We start from the raw sequence: 17,970 nt of genomic DNA, 5'->3' as shown, positions 1-17,970 counted from the left end.
TCGTCCGACCGGGAACGACCGCCCACGCGCCGCCGTGCGTGGGCACCTGTTCCGGACGGTCGGCGGGTTCCCCCGGACCCGTCGCCCGTCCGGTGAAGTTCCGGATGGGCGGAGGTACTCCCCCGGGTCCGCCGCCCATCCGGATCCGCCTCCGAGGGCGGACGACGAGCTCGGGCGGTCGGTGGATTCCCCCGTGTCCACCGGCCGCCCGGCGTCCTTGCCTGCAGCCGGTACCGCCGGCGTCCCCGACAGGACCACACGGTGAACGACGACACGGCACAGCTGGCCCCGCCCCGCCCCGCACCCCCCGTACCCGGCACCGTCCCGGGCCCGCGCCGCGCCGACGCCCTGCCCGCCGAGGAGGCCCCGGTCTTCGTCGACGCCTCCGGGCGCCGCCGCCGCCGGGTCCAGCGGGTCGGCCGGCTCCTGGCGGTCCCGGCCGCCGGTTACCTACTCCTGCTGGCCAGCAACCTGCTCGGCGGCCCCGCCGTGGACGCGCCGTTCCTGCCCCAGCCGCCCGAGCGGACCACCCCCGCCCCGCAGGTCCCGCAGCCCACCGGGACCGCGCCTGACAGTGCGGCCACCAGCGCCGCCGCAGCCGACCCGACGTCCTCCGCGCCGGCCACCCGGCGGGCGACCGCCCCGCCCGCTCCCACCGCCGCCACCGCCACCGGCGCCGCGCCGACCGCGGACCCGACGACCGCCGCCCCGACCGCCTCGGCGAGCCGCGGCCGCCCCACCGCCCCCAACACCCACAAACCCACCAAGAGCCCCTGATGCCCACCACCTCCACCCGACCCCGGGCCCGCCGCGGCCGCCGCGGGGTGGTGCGCCAGACCTCGCTGCGCACCCACTGGCTGCTGCTCACCGTCCTGGTGCTGACCCTGGCGACGGCGCTGCTGCTCCAGGGCTACACCCGGCACATGATCGGCACCGCCCCCGACGGCGCGGACCGCCCGAAGGCGTCCGCCGGAGCCGTCCCGCCGCAGATCGCCGACGGCGGCCCGGTGATCGACGCGGCCGCCGTCCGGACCGCGAAGCCCGCCGCGCACACCGTCGCCCTCACCTTCGACGACGGACCGGACCCGGTCTGGACCCCGAAGATCCTCGACGTGCTGAAGCGCGCCCAGGTGCACGCGACCTTCTTCGTGGTCGGCACCCAGGTCGCCGACAACCCCGACCTGACCCGGCGGATCCTCGCCGAGGGCCACCAGATCGGCATCCACACCTTCACCCACACCGACCTCGCGGCCGCCTCCCCCTGGCGCCGCACCCTGGAGCTGCGCGAGGCCCAGCTCGCCCTGGCCGGCGCCACCGGCACCACCAGTTCGCTGCTCCGCCCGCCCTACTCCTCCGAGAACTCCGCGCTCACCGACCCGGACTGGGCCGCCCTCCAGGACGCCGCGCACGCCGGCTACCTGACCGTCCTCACCACCCTGGACAGCGAGGACTGGCGCCGCCCCGGCGTCGAGGAGATCGTCGCCAACGCCACCCCGAAGGGCCCGGACGGCCAGGTCCTGCTGATGCACGACGCCGGCGGGGACCGCGCGCAGACCGTCACCGCCCTCGAACGGCTGCTGCCGAAGCTCAAGGCGGCCGGCTTCCGGGTCACCACCGTCGGCGACGCCGCCGCGCTGCCCGCCACCTCGCACCCCGCCGCCACCCCCGACCGCTGGCAGGGCCGCGCGCTGCTCGCCGCGCTGGCCGGCAGCGACTGGGCGCTGCGGGTGCTCGGCTGGCTGCTCTGGGGCGCCGGAGCGATCGGCGTGGTCCGCGCCGTCGCCCTGGTGGTCGCCGCCCGCCGGCACAAGAAGCTGCGCCGCAAGGGCTGGGGGCCGCCGGTCACCGACCCGGTCTCGGTGATCGTGCCCGCGTACAACGAGAGCGCCGGCATCGAGGCGGCGGTCCGCTCGCTGCTGGCCTCCGACCACCCGGTCGAGGTGATCGTGGTGGACGACGGCTCCACCGACGGCACCGCCGACCTGGTCGAGTCGCTGAACCTCCCGTACGTCCGGGTGGTCCGGCAGGCCAACGCGGGCAAGCCGGCCGCGCTCAACAACGGCCTGCGGCACGCCCGCGCCGAACTGGTGGTGATGGTCGACGGCGACACCGTCTTCGAACCCGACGCCGTCCGGCACCTCGTCCAGCCCTTCGCCGACCGCCGGGTCGGCGCGGTCTCCGGCAACGCCAAGGTGGTCAACCGCGGCGGCCTGCTCGGCCGCTGGCAGCACATCGAGTACGTGGTCGGCTTCAACCTGGACCGCCGGCTCTTCGACCTCGCCGAGTGCATGCCCACCGTCCCCGGCGCGGTCGGCGCCTTCCGCCGCTCGGCGCTGCTGCGGATCGGCGGCGTCGCGGGGGAGACCCTCGCCGAGGACACCGACCTCACCATGGCGCTCTGCCGGGCCGGCTGGCGGGTGGTCTACGAGGAGCGCGCCAAGGCCTGGACCGAGGCCCCCGCCTCGCTCTCCGCGCTCTGGCGCCAGCGCTACCGCTGGTGCTACGGCACCCTGCAGGCGATGTGGAAGCACCGCGGCGCCCTGGGCCAGCGCGGCCAGGCCGGCAAGCTGGGCCGCCGCGGCCTGCTCTACCTGCTGCTCTTCCAGGTGCTGATGCCGCTGCTCGGCCCGGTGGTGGACGTCTTCGCGCTGTACGGCCTGGTTTTCCTCGACCCGGTCCGGGTGGTCGGCCTGTGGCTGGTCTTCCAGCTGCTGCAGACCGCCACCGCCGTCTACGCCTTCCGCCTCGACCGGGAACGCCTCGGCCCGCTCTGGACCCTCCCGCTCCAGCAGGTCGTGTACCGCCAGCTGATGTACCTGGTGGTCATCCAGTCCGTGTGCACCGCACTGGCCGGCTCCCGGCTGCGCTGGCAGCGGATGCAGCGCTACGGCAGCCTCCAGGTCCCGCCTCCTGCCGCGGGTCCGTGACCGCTATGGTTCACGGATGGCCGACAGGAGCGAGGGGAGATCCCGATGATCGGACGCGCGCTGAACGGGCGCTACGAGCTCGGCGAGATACTCGGCGTCGGCGGCATGGCCACCGTCCACCGCGGCCTGGACCGGCAGCTCGGCCGCCCGGTCGCGGTCAAGGTGCTCAACGGCGGCCTCGCCGACGACCCCCGCTTCGCCGACCGCTTCGCCCGTGAGGCGCAGCACGCCGCGCTGCTGGTCCACCCGCGGATCGTCACCGTCTTCGACTCCGGCGTCGACCAGGGCTCCCCGTACCTGGTGATGGAGCTGGTCGACGGGATCACCCTCGGCCGGCTGATCGCCCAGACCGGCCCGCTGCCGGTGGAGCGGGCGGTCGGCGTCGCGGCCGCCGTCCTGGAGGCGCTGGCCGCCGCCCACGGCCAGGGCCTGGTCCACCGGGACATCAAGCCCGGCAACATCATGATCACCGCCGACGGCGGGGTGAAGGTGGTGGACTTCGGCATCGCCCGGGCCGGGTCCTCCAGCGGGCAGCAGCTCACCCAGACCCACACCGTCCTCGGCACCGCCGCCTACCTCTCGCCCGAGCAGGCCCAGGCCGCGCCGGTCGACGGCCGCTCCGACCTGTACGCGGTCGGCTGCGTGCTGGTCGAGATGCTCACCGGCGCGCCGCCGTTCACCGCCGACACCCCGGTCGCCATCGCCTTCAAGCACGTCACCGAGTACCCCGTCCCGGTCTCGGTGCACCGGCCGGACGTGCCGCCCGCGCTCGACGCCGCCGTGCTGCGGCTGCTCGCCAAGAACCCCGACGACCGTCCCGCGGACGCCGGCCGGGCCCTCGCCGAGCTCCTCGCGTCCGTCCCCGCCGCGCCCGCCGACCGCACCAGCGCGCTGCTCAACTCCGCGACCCAGGTCCTCCCCCCGGTCACCCCGCCGTCCGGCTTCCCGCCCGCCGCACCGTACGTGGAGCCCCACCGGACCTCCGTCCTGCCGCCGCTGCCCTCGATGGCGGCGATGGCCGACGAGGGCGGGTACGAGGCCCGGTACGAGGACGAGCGGCCCCGCCGGGGCCGCAACCCGCTGGTGTACGCCGGTGTCGGCGTCGGCGTGGCCGCGGTCTGCGCCGCCGTCGCGGCCTTCGCCTTCAGCGGCGACGGGGCCGACCGGACGCCCGCCGCGACGCCGGCCGCCTCCGCCCCGGCGAGCTCCGCCGCGCCGAGCCCGGCCTCCGCCGCGTCGAGCCCGGCCTCTTCCGCGAGTCCCAGCGCCTCCGCGAGCCCGAGCAAGCTCTCGGTCGCCGGTCAGATCGCCCAGCTCCGGGCGAGCGTCGCGCAGGCCGACTTCACCAAGGAGCGCGACCGCCAGGACGACCTCACCCGGATCCTCGACGACGCGACCCAGGCCGTCGCCGCCCGCCGCCCCGACGACGCCGAGGACCGGCTCAAGGACGCCCAGCGCCTGGTCCGCGACCTCCAGAAGCGCAAGGCCGTCGACCCGGCCACCCTCGCCAACTGGCAGGCCCGCCTCACCGGCCTGGTCGCCGTCCTGCACGCCCAGGCCCAGCAGGACTGAGCGGGCTACTGCGGGGGATCGCCGCCGATCCGGCTGGCCACCCGGTTGCGGATCGTCCGGGTGAGCGCGGTGAACCCGGCGGTCAGGAACACCAGGGTGTACAGGATCTGCAGCATCACCACGACCCGGGCGGCCTGGCCCACCGGGACGATGTCGCCGTAGCCGACCGTCGACATGGTGATCACCGTGAAGTAGAGCGCGTCGACCTTCGTGCTCACCCCGCTGAGCTCGCCGGGCCGCTTGGCCAGCCCCAGGTACGCCGTCGCGAACACCACCAGGGCGCTGCTGAGCAGGAACACGATCACCAGCGCCGGGTGTCCGGGCTCGTTCAGCATCTCCCGCCGGATCTCCCGCAGCAGCACCCCGGCGAGCGCCACCAGTGCCGCCGAGAAGGCCAGCCAGCTGAGCGCGGGGTTGTCCGGTCCGAAGGAGCCGAGCGGGATCAGGAACCAGAGCGTCAGCAGCGCGGCCGGCGGCAGCATCACGGTCACGATCGCCTGGGTGACGGCGGCCCCGCTCCGTCGTGGGGTCACGCCGCCACCGGCCCGACCGAGGGGCCGGGACCCGGCCCGTCCAGGAACTCGATCACCGCCGGCACCCCGACCAGCGAGATCGCCGGCCAGACCACGACCATCTCGGCCGGGTAGCCCCACAGCACCAGGGCGAGTGCCGCCGCGCCGACCGCACCCCAGCCCAGCCACGCCTTTCCAGGACGGCGATCCGTCGACGCAGCCGTGCGACCTCGTCGTCGCCTGCGGGTTCCGACACGGAGGCCTCCGGGTGGTCGGTCGTCAGGTGACTACCAGGAGACAGCAGGACCAATCGGACGGCCACGGGGATTGGGCCAGGAGAACGACGGAGCCGCCGGCCCGCCAACTGGCGGGCCGACGGCTCCTGTGGTCCGACGCGATCAGGCCGTGGTGGTCGACTTGGGGTCGGCGGCCTTGGTCACGTTGGTCGGCTCGACGGCCGGGCGGGCCGCCTCGGAGGCCTGCGAGGTGGCAGTGCCCTCGGCCGCCGGAGCGTCGTCCTCGCGCATGGCCTTGGTCTCGGCCTTGAGGATGCGCATCGACTTACCGAGGCCGCGGGCCATCTCCGGCAGCTTCTTCGAGCCGAACAGAAGGACGAGCACCGCCACCATGATGAAGATGTGCCAGGGCTCGACACCGTTACGGAACATCCCTGACCACCGGTCCTTTCGCGGAAGGTTCTCGTCGTGAGTACGAAGGTCGGGCCGACCGGCCCGACCCGGCCAGTATGCCTGGCCTTGTCGGCGAACGTATACACCCGCCGGCAAACACCCGGGGAAAAACCGGTGATTTCGGTCCTGTGGTCTGGACCACTAGGGGCTCGGTCAGCTCCGCGGGCCGACCGCGACCGCCCAGGCGCTGCCGGCCGCGACCACCAGCACCACCAGCGCCAGGGCCCGCACCGGACCCGGCCGGACCCGCCCCGGACGGTCCAGCTGCCGACGCCGGCGGTGCACCCCGTACCAGTGGAACCAGCCCGCCGCCCCCGCCAGCAGCCCGCCCAGGGCGGCCAGGCCCGGCTGCCGGCCGACCAGGCCGGTGCGCAGGACCAGCAGCGCGTCCACCGCCAGCACCAGGGCGGTCCGGCTCCACGCCAGCATCGTCCGCTCGGGCTGCAGCCCGGGATCGCGCTTCACCGCGTCCAGCCGACGATCAGCACCGAGAACAGCACCGCCGCCACCGCCACGCACACCGTCAGCACCAGCATCGTCCGGGTGTACGGCAGCGGTTCGCCGGCCCGCATCGCCCGCTCCACCCGCGCCCACCGCCGGTACGACGCCGCCCCCAGGCACGCCCCGCCCAGTGCCAGCACCACCGACACCGCCATCCGGACCGGCCGCGGCCCCAGGTCCGGGGCCAGCTGGTCCAGCGCGATCGCCCCGGCGAGCAGCGCCAGCGCCGTCCTGATCCACGCCAGGAACGTCCGCTCGTTCGCCAGCGAGAACCGGTAGTCCAGATCGTCCTCGTCGCCCGGGTCCGCCATATCGGCGACCATAGCCCCGCACGGACCCATGGGCGCGTGGAACTGCGCGGCCGACCACCACTCCGTGGAGCGATGGCCGGTCGCGCAGTTCCACGCGCCCTGTTCTCCCCTACGCGGCGAGCACCTTCGGCTCGTCCGCGGGCCGCTCCGCGCCGGCCGGCGGCAGGTGCCGCATCAGGCGGTTGGCCGTCAGCGCGGCCGCCACCATGAAGACCACGCCGACCGCCGCCGCGACGTGCATCCCGTCCGCGAACGCGGCCCGCGCCGCGTCCATCAGCCGCTCCGCGGTCTCGCCGCCGAGCTGTGCGGCCACCGTCGCCGCTCCGCCGAGGGTGTCCCGGGCCGCCGAGGCGGCCTCGCCGGTCACCCCGGCCGGGAGCTGCCCGTCCAGCCTGGTGCGGTAGATCGCGGCACCGGCGGCGCCGAGGATCGCGATGCCGAGCGAGCCGCCGAGCTCCTGCGCGGTCTCCGAGGTGGCGCCGGCCGCGCCGGCCCGGTCGGCGGGGGCGGCGGAGACCACCATGTCGGCGGTGATGGTGATGGTGCCGACCGATCCGGCGGCGATCACGCCGGCGGCGACCAGGACGGCGGCCATCGGGGTGTCCGGCCCGATCTGCGTGATCAGGGCGAAGCCGGCGGCGCTGATCAGGAAGCCGGTGGTGAGCAGGATCGCGGGCCGGACCTTCCCGGCCAGCGCCCCGAACCCGCCGACCGCGGCGCCGACCCCGAGGCTGGGCAGCAGGGCCCAGAGCGAGGCGCTGAGCGGGCTGAGGCCCTTGACCAACTGCAGGTACTGCGAGGTGAAGAGGGTGAAGCCGATCATCGCGAACATCGCGATGGTGTTGACGGTGATCGCCCCGCTGAAGGTGCGGATCCGGAACAGGCCCAGGTCGACCAGCGGGTTCGCCGCGGTCCGCAGCCGGACCACCAGGCCGGCGCCGACCGCCAGCCCGGCGGCGAGGACCAGCGCGGCGAGCGGGCTCCAGCCCTCGACGGCGAGCGTCTTGATGCCGTAGACGACCGGCAGCACGGTGGCCATCGAGAGCGCGGCGCCGAGCAGGTCGAAGCGGCCGGTGCGCTCGGCGGCGCGCTGCTCGGGCAGCACGAACGGCGCGGCGGCCAGGGTGACCAGCATCAGCGGGACGGCGGGCAGGAAGGCGGAGCCCCACCAGAAGTGGTCGAGCAGCAGACCGCCGACCACCGGGCCCAGCGTGACGCCGGCCATCATCATGCCGCTCCACGCGCCGATCGCGGCCTGCCGCTGCTTGGGGTCGTGGAAGGTGGTGCGGATCAGCGCCAGCGTGGACGGGCCGAAGACCGCGCCGAAGATCCCGAGCAGGGCCCGCGCGGCGATCAGCTGGGCCGCGCCGTCCGCGTACGCCGCGACCAGTGAGGCGGCGGCGAAACCGGCGGTCCCCGCCATCAGCAGCTTCCGCCGCCCGATCCGGTCGCCCAGGGCGCCCATCGGGATCAGCAGGCCGGCCAGCAGGAACGAGTACATGTCCATGATCCACAGCTGCTGGGTGCCGCTGGGGTGCAGGTCGGTGGCGATGAACGGGACGGCGAAGAAGAGGACGCCCATGTCCATGGCGAGGACCAGGGTCGGCAGCAGCAGGACGGCGAGACCCGTCCACTCGCGTCGGCCGGCGAGGCCGTTGGTTGCGGTCATGGGAAGGACTGTACGGACGTGTGACACGTCTGTCTAGTACAAGCGTCTAAATCTAGCGTTCAAGACATCCGTCCATGGGTCGCGTAGCATCGGTGGCATGGGAAACCGCGAGGATCTGCTGGCCAGCGCCAGGCGCTGCCTGATCGAGAAGGGCTTCGGGCGGACCACCGCCCGGGACATCGCCACCGGCGCCGGGGTCAGCCTGGCCGCGATCGGCTACCACTACGGGTCCAAGGACGCGCTGCTGGTCCGGGCGATGATCGAGGCGATCGGCGAATGGGGGGACTCGCTGGGCGCGGTGCTGGCCGAGACCGCGGGCGTCACCGATCCGGACGAGCGCTTCGTCAGGGCGTGGGACGCGGTGCTGGCGAGCTTCACGGAGCACCGCGGGCTGTGGGCGGTGCAGTTCGAGATGGTCTCGCAGATCGAGCACCTGCCGGAGCTCAAGAAGCAGCTGACGGCGGTGCAGAAGGACGGCCGGCTCGGGCTGGCGATGCTCTTCCAGGGGCGGACCGAGCCGCTGGACACCCCGGAGGAGCTGGAGCGCGGCACCGTCTACCAGTCGCTGCTGACCGGCCTGGCCGCGCAGTGGATGATCGCGCCCGAGCTGGCGCCGTCCGGCGCCGACTTCCTGCGCGGCCTGCGGACGGTCGCCGCCGACCTGGCGCCCAGGGCCTAGTTGGTCACCGCGGTGAGCAGCACGACCGCGTCGGTGTGGGCGAGCAGGCCGTGCCGGTCCTGCGGGAGCACGTGCAGCTCGCCGGCCCGGACCTCCTGCTGGTGACCGGCGACGGTGAGCGAGACCCGGCCGCGCAGCACCTGGAGGCTGGCGGCGACCGGGGCGTTGTGCTCGTCCAGCGCGGAGCCGGCGGTCAGCGCGATCACGGTCTGCCGCAGGATGCCGTCGTGCAGCAGCAGGTGGGCGCTGCGGCCGTGCGGGCTGTCGGCGGCCTTCGCGGCGTGCTCGTCGGCGACCGCGTTCAGGTCGATGTGGGCCGGCTCGGTCATGGTGGCTGCCGCCTTCCGATCGGACGTCCCCCGCCGCGGGTGCCCGGTGCACCCCGTCGCGACCATAGGCGGCCGAGCGGCGTTCGCGCGCGCCGGTTCACTCGCCCGGGGGACGCGGGCGGGCCGCCCGGCGTGCGGTTCGCGGTGTGCGGCCCGATCGTGGATCCATGGCGATGACGCAGAAGTTCTCAGGATTCCAGGTCAACCGTTCGATGCTGGGCGGTGGCGTCGTGCTCACCGGCCTCGGCGCGGTGATCGGCCTCGCCGGCACCGCACTCGTCTGCTACTCCCTGGCGTCTGCCGGACGCGGCTGGATGCAGCAGATGGACACCCCGCCGAGCGAGCTGGCGGCGCGCGCGATCAACCAGGCCAGGGCGGCTTCACTGGCCGGCCTGGAGGCGTGGAAGGCGGAGGGCAAGGCCTCGGTCAACTGACCTCCCGCGCGGCGGAGCGGCGCCGAGCGGCGCAGCGCGAAGGAACGCGGCGGTCCGGGTGGTGGGTCCCGGACCGCCGCGTGCTCGTGCCGCCGCGCCCCGGGTTACAGGCCCAGGGACTTGGCGATGATCGTCCGCATGACCTCGCTGGTGCCGCCGTAGATCCGGAAGACCCGGTTGTCGGTGTAGAGGCGGGCGATCGGGTACTCCAGGATGTAGCCGTAGCCGCCGTGCAACTGCAGGCACTTGTCGATCACCTGGGACGCCGACTCGGTGCAGAACAGCTTGGCGGCGGCCGCGTCGGCCACGGTCAGTTCGCCGGTCTGGTAGAGCTCCAGCGCCTGGTCGACCATCGCCTGCTGGGCGAGCACCTGGGCCTGGCAGTCGGCCAGGGTGAACTTGGTGTTCTGGAACTCGGCCACCGCCTGGCCGAAGACCTTGCGCTCCTTCACGTACTTCACCGCGAAGCCGACCGCGGCGGCGGCCGAGGCGTAGGCGCCGACCGCGATCGCCAGGCGCTCCTGGACCAGGTTGTGGGTCAGGTACGAGAAGGCCTTGCCCTCCTCGCCGAGCAGGTTCTCCACCGGCACCTTGACGTCGCTGAAGGAGAGTTCGGCGGTGTCGGAGGTGCGCAGGCCGATCTTCTGCAGCTTGCGGCCGACCGTGTAGCCCTCGGACGCGGTGTCCACGCACAGGATGGACAGGCCCGCGCGGCGGTTCGCCGGGTCGTACGGGGCGGTCCGGCAGATCACCAGCACCAGGTCGGCGAGGACGCCGCCGGTGATGAAGGTCTTGGCGCCGTTGAGCACGTAGTGGGTGCCGTCCTCGGACAGCCTGGCGGTGGTGGCGATGCCCGCGAGGTCCGAGCCCGCGCCGGGCTCGGTCATCGCGATGGCGGTCATCATGTCGCCGGAGACGAAGTCGGGCAGCCAGCGCTGCTTCTGCTCCTCGTTGGCGTACTCCAGCAGGTAGGGCAGCACCAGGCCGGTGTGCACCCCGGAGGAGCCGAAGGTGACGCCCGCGCGGGCGGTCTCCTCGTAGATCACGGCCTGGTACTTGAAGCCGCTCTCGCCGGCGCCGCCGTACTCCTCGGGCACCTCGATGCCGTACACGCCGAGCGCCCCGAGCTTGCGGTAGAAGTCGCGCGGCGGGTGGCCCTCGGCCTCCCAGCCCTCGTAGACCGGGACGACCTCCTTGGCGATGAAGTCCCGGATGGTCGCCCGGAACGCCTCGTGGTCCTCGTTGTACACGGTACGGCGCACGGTGGCGCTCCCTTCCTGTGCCCGCTGAACGCTCCACAAGTTAATCGTCGGTAGCTTCGGCTGTCCAGAGTGGTGAGCCTTGTTCCGCAGGCTCTCCGGCCGGTCAAGTGAATGCTTGCTACCCTGACGGCGTACGGTCGGGCCGAGCCGAGGGGGCGGGGAGTGGCGACGGAGCGGGCCGTCGTGCGGCGGCCGCCGGGGCGGCGGGCGGTCATCCTGGCCGCCGCCGAGGGGCAGTTCCACCGGCGCGGCTACCACCAGGTGTCGATGGCGGAGGTGGCCGCCGAGGTGGGCATCACCGCCCCCGCGCTCTACCGGCACTTCCGCAGCAAGCCCGAGCTGCTGCGCAGCGCCGTCGCGGCCGGCCTCGACGCGCTGCGCGAGGCGGTCCGGGCCGGGGCCGGCGGGCCGGAGCAGCTGTGCGCGGCGCTGGCCGAGGTGGCGATCGACCACCGGGCGCTCGGCACCCTGTGGCAGCGCGACGCCCGCCTGCTGCCCCCGGCCCAGCGCGCCGAGCTGGGACGGGAGTTGCGGGCGGCGGTGGCCGGGATGGTGCCGGTGGTCGCCGCGGCCCGTCCCGAACTCGAGCGGCTCGACGCCGAGTTGCTCTGCTGGTCGGTGCTGTCGGCGTACGGCGGCCTGAGCAACCACAGCTTCGCCCCGCCCCGGCGGCGGTTCGAGGCGCTGCTGCGCACCCTGGGCGGCGACCTGCTGGCGGCCGACCCGGCCGCCGCGCCGTCGCTCCCGGCCGCCGCGGAGGGGCCGGAGCCGGTGCCCGCCTCGCGGCGGGAGGAGCTGCTGGCGGCGGCCGTCCGGCTGTTCCACGCGCGCGGGTTCGACAACGTCTCCACCGACCGGCTCGGGGCGGCGGTCGGCATCGCCGGGCCGAGCGTCTACAAGCACTTCGCCACCAAGGCCGAGCTGCTGGCGGCCGCGCTGGTGCGCTGCCGGGAGCGGCTGGCGCGGGAGGTGTCCGCCGCGCTGGACGGGGCCGCCTCGCCGGAGGAAGCGCTGGCGGCGGGCCTGGCGGCGTACGTGGGCTTCGCCGTGCGGCACAGCGACTACCTGGGCGTGATGGTCAGTGAGACCGAGCGCCTGGCGCCGGCCGACCGGCGAGCGGCGGTGGACTTCCGCCGGGACTTCCTGCGGACCTGGGTCGGTCTGCTCCAGCAGGTGCGGCCCGGGTGCGAGGACGCCGAGGCGCGGATCCGGGTGCACGCGATGTTCGCGTTGGTCAACGACGGCGTGCGGCTGCCGCCCGGGGCGGGGGAGCGCGCCGGGCGGCTGCTGGTGCTGGGCCGGGCGGTGCTGGGACCGCGCGGAGAACGGTGACGGGGTGCGGGGAGCCCCCCCCCGCGCCCCGTCGGGAACCGACGGCTCAGTAGAGGACGAACGGGTAGTACACGTGGTGGGCGAGGTTGCCATTGCCCTGGACCGCGCCGACACCACCGGAGTTGCCGGCCACGCCGAGGTTGTTGTTCTGGTTGCTGCCGCCCGAACCGGTGGCGCTCTGCTGGGTCGCGGCGGCATTGCCGAGGACGCCGCCCACGATGTTGCCCGACCCGGTGTTGCTGACCACGGAGGCGTTGGATCCGTTGTCGGCGCCCGCGCCGTTGTCAGCCTGAGCGGTGCCGATCCCGGCCAGGAGGAAGGCCCCGAGGGCGGTGACGGCGGCGACTGCGCGAATACGGGACACGGTGGTCTCCCTGTCGAGTGGTGCGAATGGTGGCGCGCGGGGTGGCCGCCCCGGGTGCGCCGGTTCTGACGTCGCCCGATCAGGATTCCCCGGACGGCCGATTGACTTCCAGCCCGTCCCGGGTCGGTTCGCTCGAAGGTGTCACCCGTTCGGAATAAACCCGGAATTGGCCGCGAATCGGAAATCGCTGGTCGACAGATAGTCGTACTGGCACACTGTGGCCTCATGTCTGAAGCCGAGAAGCTGCGCACGACGGAGGTGGACCTCGGCGGCCTGGTGGGCGTGCTGGCCACCCACCTCTACTCCACCCCGCTGGTCGCCCTGCGCGAACTGGTCCAGAACGCCCACGACTCGCACACCCGGCGCCGGCTGGAGGACCCCGACACCCCGTACCGGCCGCTGATCCGGGTCAGCGGCGACCCGGCCGCCCGGACCGTGGCGATCGAGGACACCGGCGCCGGCCTCACCGAGCCGGAGATCCACGCCTACCTGGCCACCGTCGGCACCGGCTACACCCGGATGCTGCGCGACCTGACCGGCGACCAGGACCTGATCGGCGCCTTCGGCCTCGGCTTCCTCTCCGCCTTCTCGGTCGCCGACGAGGTCACCGTCACCACCGCCTCGCACCGCGAACCGCACCTCGCCCACCGCTACCGCAGCCGCGGCGGCGAGCGCTACGGCGTCGAACCCGTCGCGCCCCGGCCCGGCCCCGGCACCGTCGTCGAACTGACCCTCAAGCCCGAGCACGCCCACCTCGCCGACGAGGAGGCGCTGCGCGAGGTCCTCCGCCGGTACTGCGTGCTGCTGCCGATCCCGGTGTACGTCGGCACCGACGAGCAGCCGGTCAACGACGTCCCGGTGCCCTGGCGGCAGGACCTGCCCGGCTCGCCGCACCTCCACCGGATGCGCTTCGCGAACGCCTTCGCCCGCAGCTTCGAACCGCTCACCGCCTTCCCCGTCACCCCCGCCGAGGACCGGACCGACGCCGTCGGCCTGCTCTGGGTGCAGGACGGCGGCACCTACGGCTCCACCGACAACCGCGATCTCGCCGTCTACCTGCGCGGCATGCTGCTCGCCGACGACGCCCGCGACCTGCTGCCCAGCTGGGCCGGGTTCATCGGCGGCGTGATCGAGTCCAGCCGGCTCACCCCCACCGCCAGCCGCGAGGACCTGCAGCGCGACGAGCACTACCGCGCGCTCCAGCGGGCCCTCGCCGACGCCGTCGTCGACGGCCTCTACGAGACCGCCCGGCTGCACCCCAACGCCTGGCGGCGGATCCTCACCCGGCACGGCCAGGACCTGCTCGGCGCCGCGCTCTGCGACGACCGGCTGTTCACCCTGCTCGCCGACGACGTCCCGGTGCCCACCTCGCAGGGCGACCTGACCGCCGGCGCGCTGCGCGCGGCCGGCTCCGGCGCGGTGCACGTCGCGCTCGGCAGCGGCGGCGGCTTCGAGGAGATGCTCTACCGCGCCATGCAGGTGCCGATCGCCCGCGGCGACCGGTACGCCGTCCTGCCCTTCCTGCGCCGCTACGCCCAGCTGCGCGACTGCCGGATCGTCGAGCTCGGCAGCGAGAGCGGCAACCGGGAGCTGTTCCGCGAACCCGCCGCGCCGCTGCCCGCCGAGGAGCGCGGCTGGCTCGCCGCCGCCCTCGCCGACGAGGGCGAGGAGCTCGTCCCCGCCCGCTTCGACCCGCCCGGCCTGCCGCTGGTCCTGGTGCCGGACCGGGAGGCCGAGCTCAAGGCCCGGATCGAGGACGACCAGGCCGACGCCCGGATCCCGTCCGCCGCGCTGCGCCTCGCCCGCGCCTTCACCGCCCGCACCGACGGGACCGTCAAGGCCCGCCTCTACCTCAACCTCGCCTCGCCCGCCGTCGAGGACCTGCTCACCGCCTACCGGGCCGGGCGCACCGGCGCCGCCACCGCCGCCGGGCTGCTCCGCTCGCTCAAGGTGATCATGGCGGCCGCGTCCGGCTCCTCGGCGGGCGACCTCGGCGCCGCCCTGGGCGGCGTGTCCACCGCGGTCGCCGCGCTCACCGCCGACCTCTCCCAGGACCTTGGAGACCACTCGTGACCACCGACATCTGGGCCTGGGTCCAGGACACCCACCGCCAGCTCGCCGAATCGGGGCAGCACCGGCTCGCCACCGCCGTCGTCGAGATCGCCGGACACGCCGTCGAGGGCCGCAACGAGCAGCTCGACGCCATGTACCCCGAGGCGCTCGCCTCCGCGCGGGCCCTCGGCCTGCCCTGGGTCGAGGTCTTCCTGCGCCACTGGCGGCTGCAGAACCTGCTCAACAAGCGCCACCAGGGCGAGGCCGCGATGGCCGAGGCGGTGTCCCTGCTCGAGTTCGCGCACCGCGAGGAGACCGCCTCCTGCCCGCAGTCCGTCTGCGCCGTGCAGGACTTCACCATCTGCCACGCCAACATCGACGGCCCCGGCTACGTCGCCGAGCGGCTCGCCGTCCTGGAGGAAACCCTGGAGCGGGTCGAACCCGCCCGGGCCTGCTTCGACTGCCTCTCCCGCGAGTACGCCGACACCCTGGAGGACGACGGGCGCGCCGAGGAGGCACTGACCCACCTCGACCGCGCCCAGGCCCGCATCCAGGCCGCCGGCGAGCACGTCTCGCTCGCCTTCGGGCACTCCCGCGCCTCCGCGCTCGGCAGGCTCGGCCGCTACCAGGACGCCCTCGCCGCCTACGACGCCGCCGAACTCGCCTACGTCTCCGCCCGCAACCAACTGGACGACGACGACCGGCGCAAGCTCGCCGTCGGACGCGCCCTCAACCTCGCCCGGCTCGGCCGCCACGAGCAGGCCCTGGAGCTGCTGCCCGACGCCGAGCAGGCCGAGCAGTACGCCGACGTCCGGCACCGCTGGACCCAGGCGGTCGAACTGCTCGCCGCCGCGGACCGGTACCCGAACGACTCGGCGCTGGGCGCCCGGCTCGCCCGCTGGGTCGGCTACCTGGACGCCGCCGGCTCGCACCGGCCCTGCGTCGACCTGCTGCTGATCGCCGGCCGGCTCGCCGTCGCCCGCGGGGCGCGCGAGGTGGCACTGACCCTGGCCGCCACTGGTGAGCGCAAGCTCGGCTCGCTGCGCCGGACCGACGGCGTCACCGAGGACCTGGCCGCGCTGCGGGCCGCCGCGCTCGCCCTGCCCCGGCCCGAACTGCCGGTCGCCCCGGACGAGCTCGCCGGATGGCTCGCCGAGCACACCCCGGACCCGGAGACCGGCGCCGACCTGATCGCCGCGGCGCTCGCCGCCGGTGACGGCGAGCCGGACTCGGTGCTGGTCGCCAACCTCGCCGGCGCGCTGGGCGCGCTCGGACACGCCCGCGCGGTCGCCGACCTGCTCTGGGCCCAGATCGAGATCGACCCGGGCCACGAGTACCTGGTCGGGATGCTCGGATCCGTCCTGATCGACGCCTCGGACGAGGAGGGCGTCCGGAAGCTCGCCGCCCGGCTGGCGGCCGGGAGCCCCGCGGACGGCAGCTGGCTGCTGGCCCGGTGGGCCGCGTCCGAGGGCCGCTGGGCGGAGGTCGGCGAGCACTGCGCCGCCGTGCTGGTGCACGAGCCCGACGCCGTCAACACCCGCCGGCTCGCCGCGACCGCCGCCACCCACCGGGGCGACTGGGCCGAGGCGCAGCGGCTCTACGAGGACCTGTTGGCGCACGCCCTGCCGGCCGGCGACGAGGACCCCGAGCAGGCCCACCGCCGGGTGCAGGAGCCCGACCTCTGGCACCTGATCACCGTCGCCACCGCCAACCGGGACTGGGCGGCCGTCCGGTCCACCGGCGCGCGGCTGGGCATCGAGTTCGACGCGGACGGCGGGCCGGTCGAGGAGGAGTGGCAGCTCGTCACCCTGCGCGCCACCCGGACCAACGGCACGACCGCGGAGCTGCCCGCGCTGCGCACCGGGCCGGCCACCGCGCGGGTGCTGCCCGTCCTCGGCGACGAGCTGCCGCTCAACCACCGGGACACCGTGGTGTTCGGGCCCGCCGTGCTCAACGACCCGCCCGCCGAGGGCGAGGAGCAGGAGTGGCGGCCGGTGTTCGAGCTGCTCACCCTGCTCGACCCCGCCGGGTACACCACGTACTGGATCGACGGTGCCTGGCCCGGCGACGACGCGTGGGTCGCCCTGCGCGGCGCCCTCCACGACGCGGGCTACGGCCTGTGGGCCTACAGCGGCGACCAGTACGAGATCACCGACCCCTCGGGCGGCACCCTGCCCGGCGTCTACGCGGCGGTCGGCGTCCCGCCCACCGCCTCGGCGGCGGACGCGGACGCCCTGCTCACCCGCCTCACCGCACCCTGGCGCCACCCGCTCGCCTGGCTCGACCTGGCCGAGGCGGCCGGAGCCGACCTCGCCCGGCACCGGGGGATCGCGGAGCGCTACGAGCTCTGAGCCCTGGACGGGGTCGGGTCGAGGTAGACCTTGGTGACCGCCGGGAAGGCCTTGCGCAGCGCGAGCTCGGCGGTGTCGCAGGCCTGCTCGACCTCGGCGGCCGTGGCCAGGTCGGCGAAGTCGACCTTGGCCGCGACGAGGATGTCGTCGGGGCCGAAGACGCTGGTGGCGAGGTCGAGCACCTCGACCACGTGGGGCTGGTCGCGGAGGACCGCGACCAGCCTCTCCTCCAGGGGCCCGGGCAGGGCCCGGCCGAGCAGCAGCGAGACGTTGTCCCGGGCGAGGACGTACGCGACCCAGGCCAGCAGCAGGCCGATCAGGACCGACGCGGTGCCGTCCCACGCCCCGGACCCGCTGAGCTGGGAGCCGAGCAGGCCGCCGAACGCCAGCAGCAGGCCGACCAGGGCGGCGCAGTCCTCCAGGAAGACGGCCTTCAGCGCGGTGTCGGCCGTGTGCCGCAGGAAGCGGAGGCGGCCGACGCCGAGCCGGGCGGTCTCCGCCTCCAGCTGACGGACCGTCCGCGCCAGCGACACGCCCTCCAGGACGAAGGCGACGCCCAGGATCACGTACGAGAGCGCCGGGTCGCCCAGCTCCTCCCCGTGGGTCAGGGTGTGGACGCCGTCGTACACCGAGAACACCGCGCCGCCGACGAAGGTCGCGACCGAGGCGATCAGCGCCCACAGGTAGCGCTCCCGCCCGTGGCCGAACGGGTGGGCCGCGTCGGCGGGCCGCTCCCCGCGCTTGAGCGAGGCGAAGAGCAGCAGCTCGGTGACGGTGTCGGCGAAGGAGTGCGCCGCCTCGGAGAGCATCGCGCTGGACCCGCTGACGAGACCCGCCAGGGCCTTCGCGGCGGCGATGCCGAGGTTGCAGGCCCCGGCCACCACGACGGTGGTGACGCTCTCTTCGTTCCCTGTGTTCTCCTCACCCATAGTGGGAGAGTATGTCCGATTTCATGCGGATCATGAGCGTGCGGCACCTGTGCACTC

Annotated in this window: 18 protein-coding genes; 8 read left to right on the top strand and 10 right to left on the bottom strand. The window is 74.4% G+C overall.

The window, feature by feature from the left end:
- Positions 1-261 precede the first annotated feature (261 nt).
- From ABEB06_RS17740 to ABEB06_RS17730, 3 genes are read left to right on the top strand one after another with little or no spacing between them, the layout of a single operon-like run.
- Complete coding sequence (locus ABEB06_RS17740) at positions 262-777, top strand: hypothetical protein (protein WP_345697840.1); 516 nt, start codon at positions 262-264, stop codon at positions 775-777.
- Positions 777-2,927 carry a bifunctional polysaccharide deacetylase/glycosyltransferase family 2 protein gene (locus ABEB06_RS17735; RefSeq protein ID WP_345697839.1) on the top strand — a complete coding sequence of 717 codons (2,151 nt, stop codon included), beginning with the start codon at positions 777-779 and terminating at the stop codon, positions 2,925-2,927. The genes ABEB06_RS17740 and ABEB06_RS17735 overlap by 1 nt, the downstream gene beginning before the upstream one ends.
- 45 nt (positions 2,928-2,972) lie before the next feature.
- Complete coding sequence (locus tag ABEB06_RS17730; RefSeq protein WP_345697838.1) at positions 2,973-4,499, top strand: protein kinase domain-containing protein; 1,527 nt, start codon at positions 2,973-2,975, stop codon at positions 4,497-4,499.
- A gap of 5 nt (positions 4,500-4,504) precedes the next feature.
- Here ABEB06_RS17730 and ABEB06_RS17725 read toward each other — a convergent pair whose 3' ends face one another.
- The 6 genes from ABEB06_RS17725 to ABEB06_RS17700 all read right to left on the bottom strand — a co-directional run bounded on the left by ABEB06_RS17725 (position 4,505) and on the right by ABEB06_RS17700 (position 8,181).
- Positions 4,505-5,032, bottom strand: a complete 528-nt coding sequence (locus ABEB06_RS17725) for a potassium channel family protein (RefSeq protein ID WP_345697837.1) — start codon at positions 5,030-5,032, stop codon at positions 4,505-4,507.
- Positions 5,029-5,157, bottom strand: coding sequence for a hypothetical protein (locus ABEB06_RS17720; protein ID WP_345697836.1), 129 nt, complete (start codon positions 5,155-5,157; stop codon positions 5,029-5,031). The genes ABEB06_RS17725 and ABEB06_RS17720 overlap by 4 nt, the downstream gene beginning before the upstream one ends.
- A 252-nt stretch (positions 5,158-5,409) precedes the next feature.
- Positions 5,410-5,679, bottom strand: coding sequence for a Sec-independent protein translocase subunit TatA (gene tatA, locus ABEB06_RS17715; protein WP_345697835.1), 270 nt, complete (start codon positions 5,677-5,679; stop codon positions 5,410-5,412).
- Positions 5,680-5,853: 174 nt separating this feature from the next.
- Positions 5,854-6,165 carry a DUF202 domain-containing protein gene (locus ABEB06_RS17710; protein WP_425559638.1) on the bottom strand — a complete coding sequence of 104 codons (312 nt, stop codon included), beginning with the start codon at positions 6,163-6,165 and terminating at the stop codon, positions 5,854-5,856.
- Complete coding sequence (locus ABEB06_RS17705) at positions 6,162-6,512, bottom strand: YidH family protein (protein ID WP_345697834.1); 351 nt, start codon at positions 6,510-6,512, stop codon at positions 6,162-6,164. The genes ABEB06_RS17710 and ABEB06_RS17705 overlap by 4 nt, the downstream gene beginning before the upstream one ends.
- A 109-nt stretch (positions 6,513-6,621) precedes the next feature.
- Positions 6,622-8,181: an MFS transporter gene (locus ABEB06_RS17700; protein ID WP_345697833.1), complete on the bottom strand. Its 1,560-nt coding sequence runs from the start codon at positions 8,179-8,181 to the stop codon at positions 6,622-6,624.
- A gap of 97 nt (positions 8,182-8,278) precedes the next feature.
- On the opposite strand from ABEB06_RS17700, the gene ABEB06_RS17695 reads away from it, so the two are divergent.
- Positions 8,279-8,860, top strand: coding sequence for a TetR/AcrR family transcriptional regulator (locus ABEB06_RS17695; RefSeq protein WP_345697832.1), 582 nt, complete (start codon positions 8,279-8,281; stop codon positions 8,858-8,860).
- Here ABEB06_RS17695 and ABEB06_RS17690 read toward each other — a convergent pair.
- Positions 8,857-9,189, bottom strand: a complete 333-nt coding sequence (locus ABEB06_RS17690) for a cupin domain-containing protein (RefSeq protein WP_345697831.1) — start codon at positions 9,187-9,189, stop codon at positions 8,857-8,859. The genes ABEB06_RS17695 and ABEB06_RS17690 overlap by 4 nt on opposite strands.
- A 167-nt stretch (positions 9,190-9,356) precedes the next feature.
- Between ABEB06_RS17690 and ABEB06_RS17685 the strand changes: the two genes are divergently transcribed.
- Positions 9,357-9,623: a hypothetical protein gene (locus ABEB06_RS17685; RefSeq protein ID WP_345697830.1), complete on the top strand. Its 267-nt coding sequence runs from the start codon at positions 9,357-9,359 to the stop codon at positions 9,621-9,623.
- A gap of 104 nt (positions 9,624-9,727) precedes the next feature.
- Here the strand turns inward: ABEB06_RS17685 and ABEB06_RS17680 are convergent, their stop codons facing one another.
- Complete coding sequence (locus ABEB06_RS17680) at positions 9,728-10,885, bottom strand: acyl-CoA dehydrogenase family protein (protein ID WP_345697829.1); 1,158 nt, start codon at positions 10,883-10,885, stop codon at positions 9,728-9,730.
- A gap of 162 nt (positions 10,886-11,047) precedes the next feature.
- Between ABEB06_RS17680 and ABEB06_RS17675 the strand changes: the two genes are divergently transcribed.
- Positions 11,048-12,217 (top strand): TetR/AcrR family transcriptional regulator, encoded by a 1,170-nt coding sequence (locus ABEB06_RS17675; RefSeq protein WP_345697828.1) that lies wholly within the window; start codon positions 11,048-11,050, stop codon positions 12,215-12,217.
- 46 nt (positions 12,218-12,263) lie between these two features.
- On the opposite strand, the gene ABEB06_RS17670 is transcribed toward ABEB06_RS17675, so the two are convergent.
- Positions 12,264-12,581 carry a hypothetical protein gene (locus tag ABEB06_RS17670; RefSeq protein WP_345697827.1) on the bottom strand — a complete coding sequence of 106 codons (318 nt, stop codon included), beginning with the start codon at positions 12,579-12,581 and terminating at the stop codon, positions 12,264-12,266.
- Positions 12,582-12,806: 225 nt separating this feature from the next.
- Here ABEB06_RS17670 and ABEB06_RS17665 point away from each other — a divergent pair, with 225 nt between their 5' ends.
- Positions 12,807-14,654, top strand: a complete 1,848-nt coding sequence (locus tag ABEB06_RS17665; RefSeq protein ID WP_345697826.1) for an ATP-binding protein — start codon at positions 12,807-12,809, stop codon at positions 14,652-14,654.
- A complete protein-coding gene (locus ABEB06_RS17660) occupies positions 14,651-16,984 on the top strand; it encodes an ATP-binding protein (RefSeq protein WP_345697825.1) in 2,334 nt (777 codons plus the stop codon). The genes ABEB06_RS17665 and ABEB06_RS17660 overlap by 4 nt, the downstream gene beginning before the upstream one ends.
- Here ABEB06_RS17660 and ABEB06_RS17655 read toward each other — a convergent pair.
- Complete coding sequence (locus tag ABEB06_RS17655; protein ID WP_345697824.1) at positions 16,972-17,913, bottom strand: cation diffusion facilitator family transporter; 942 nt, start codon at positions 17,911-17,913, stop codon at positions 16,972-16,974. The two genes, ABEB06_RS17660 and ABEB06_RS17655, sit on opposite strands and share 13 nt — an antisense overlap.
- Between the last annotated feature and the right edge of the window lie 57 nt (positions 17,914-17,970).

The sequence above is a fragment of the Kitasatospora terrestris genome (assembly GCF_039542905.1).
Taxonomy (GTDB): domain Bacteria; phylum Actinomycetota; class Actinomycetes; order Streptomycetales; family Streptomycetaceae; genus Kitasatospora; species Kitasatospora terrestris.
Note: the sequence above shows the minus strand (reverse complement) of the source record. Positions and strands in the feature narration are given on the sequence as shown.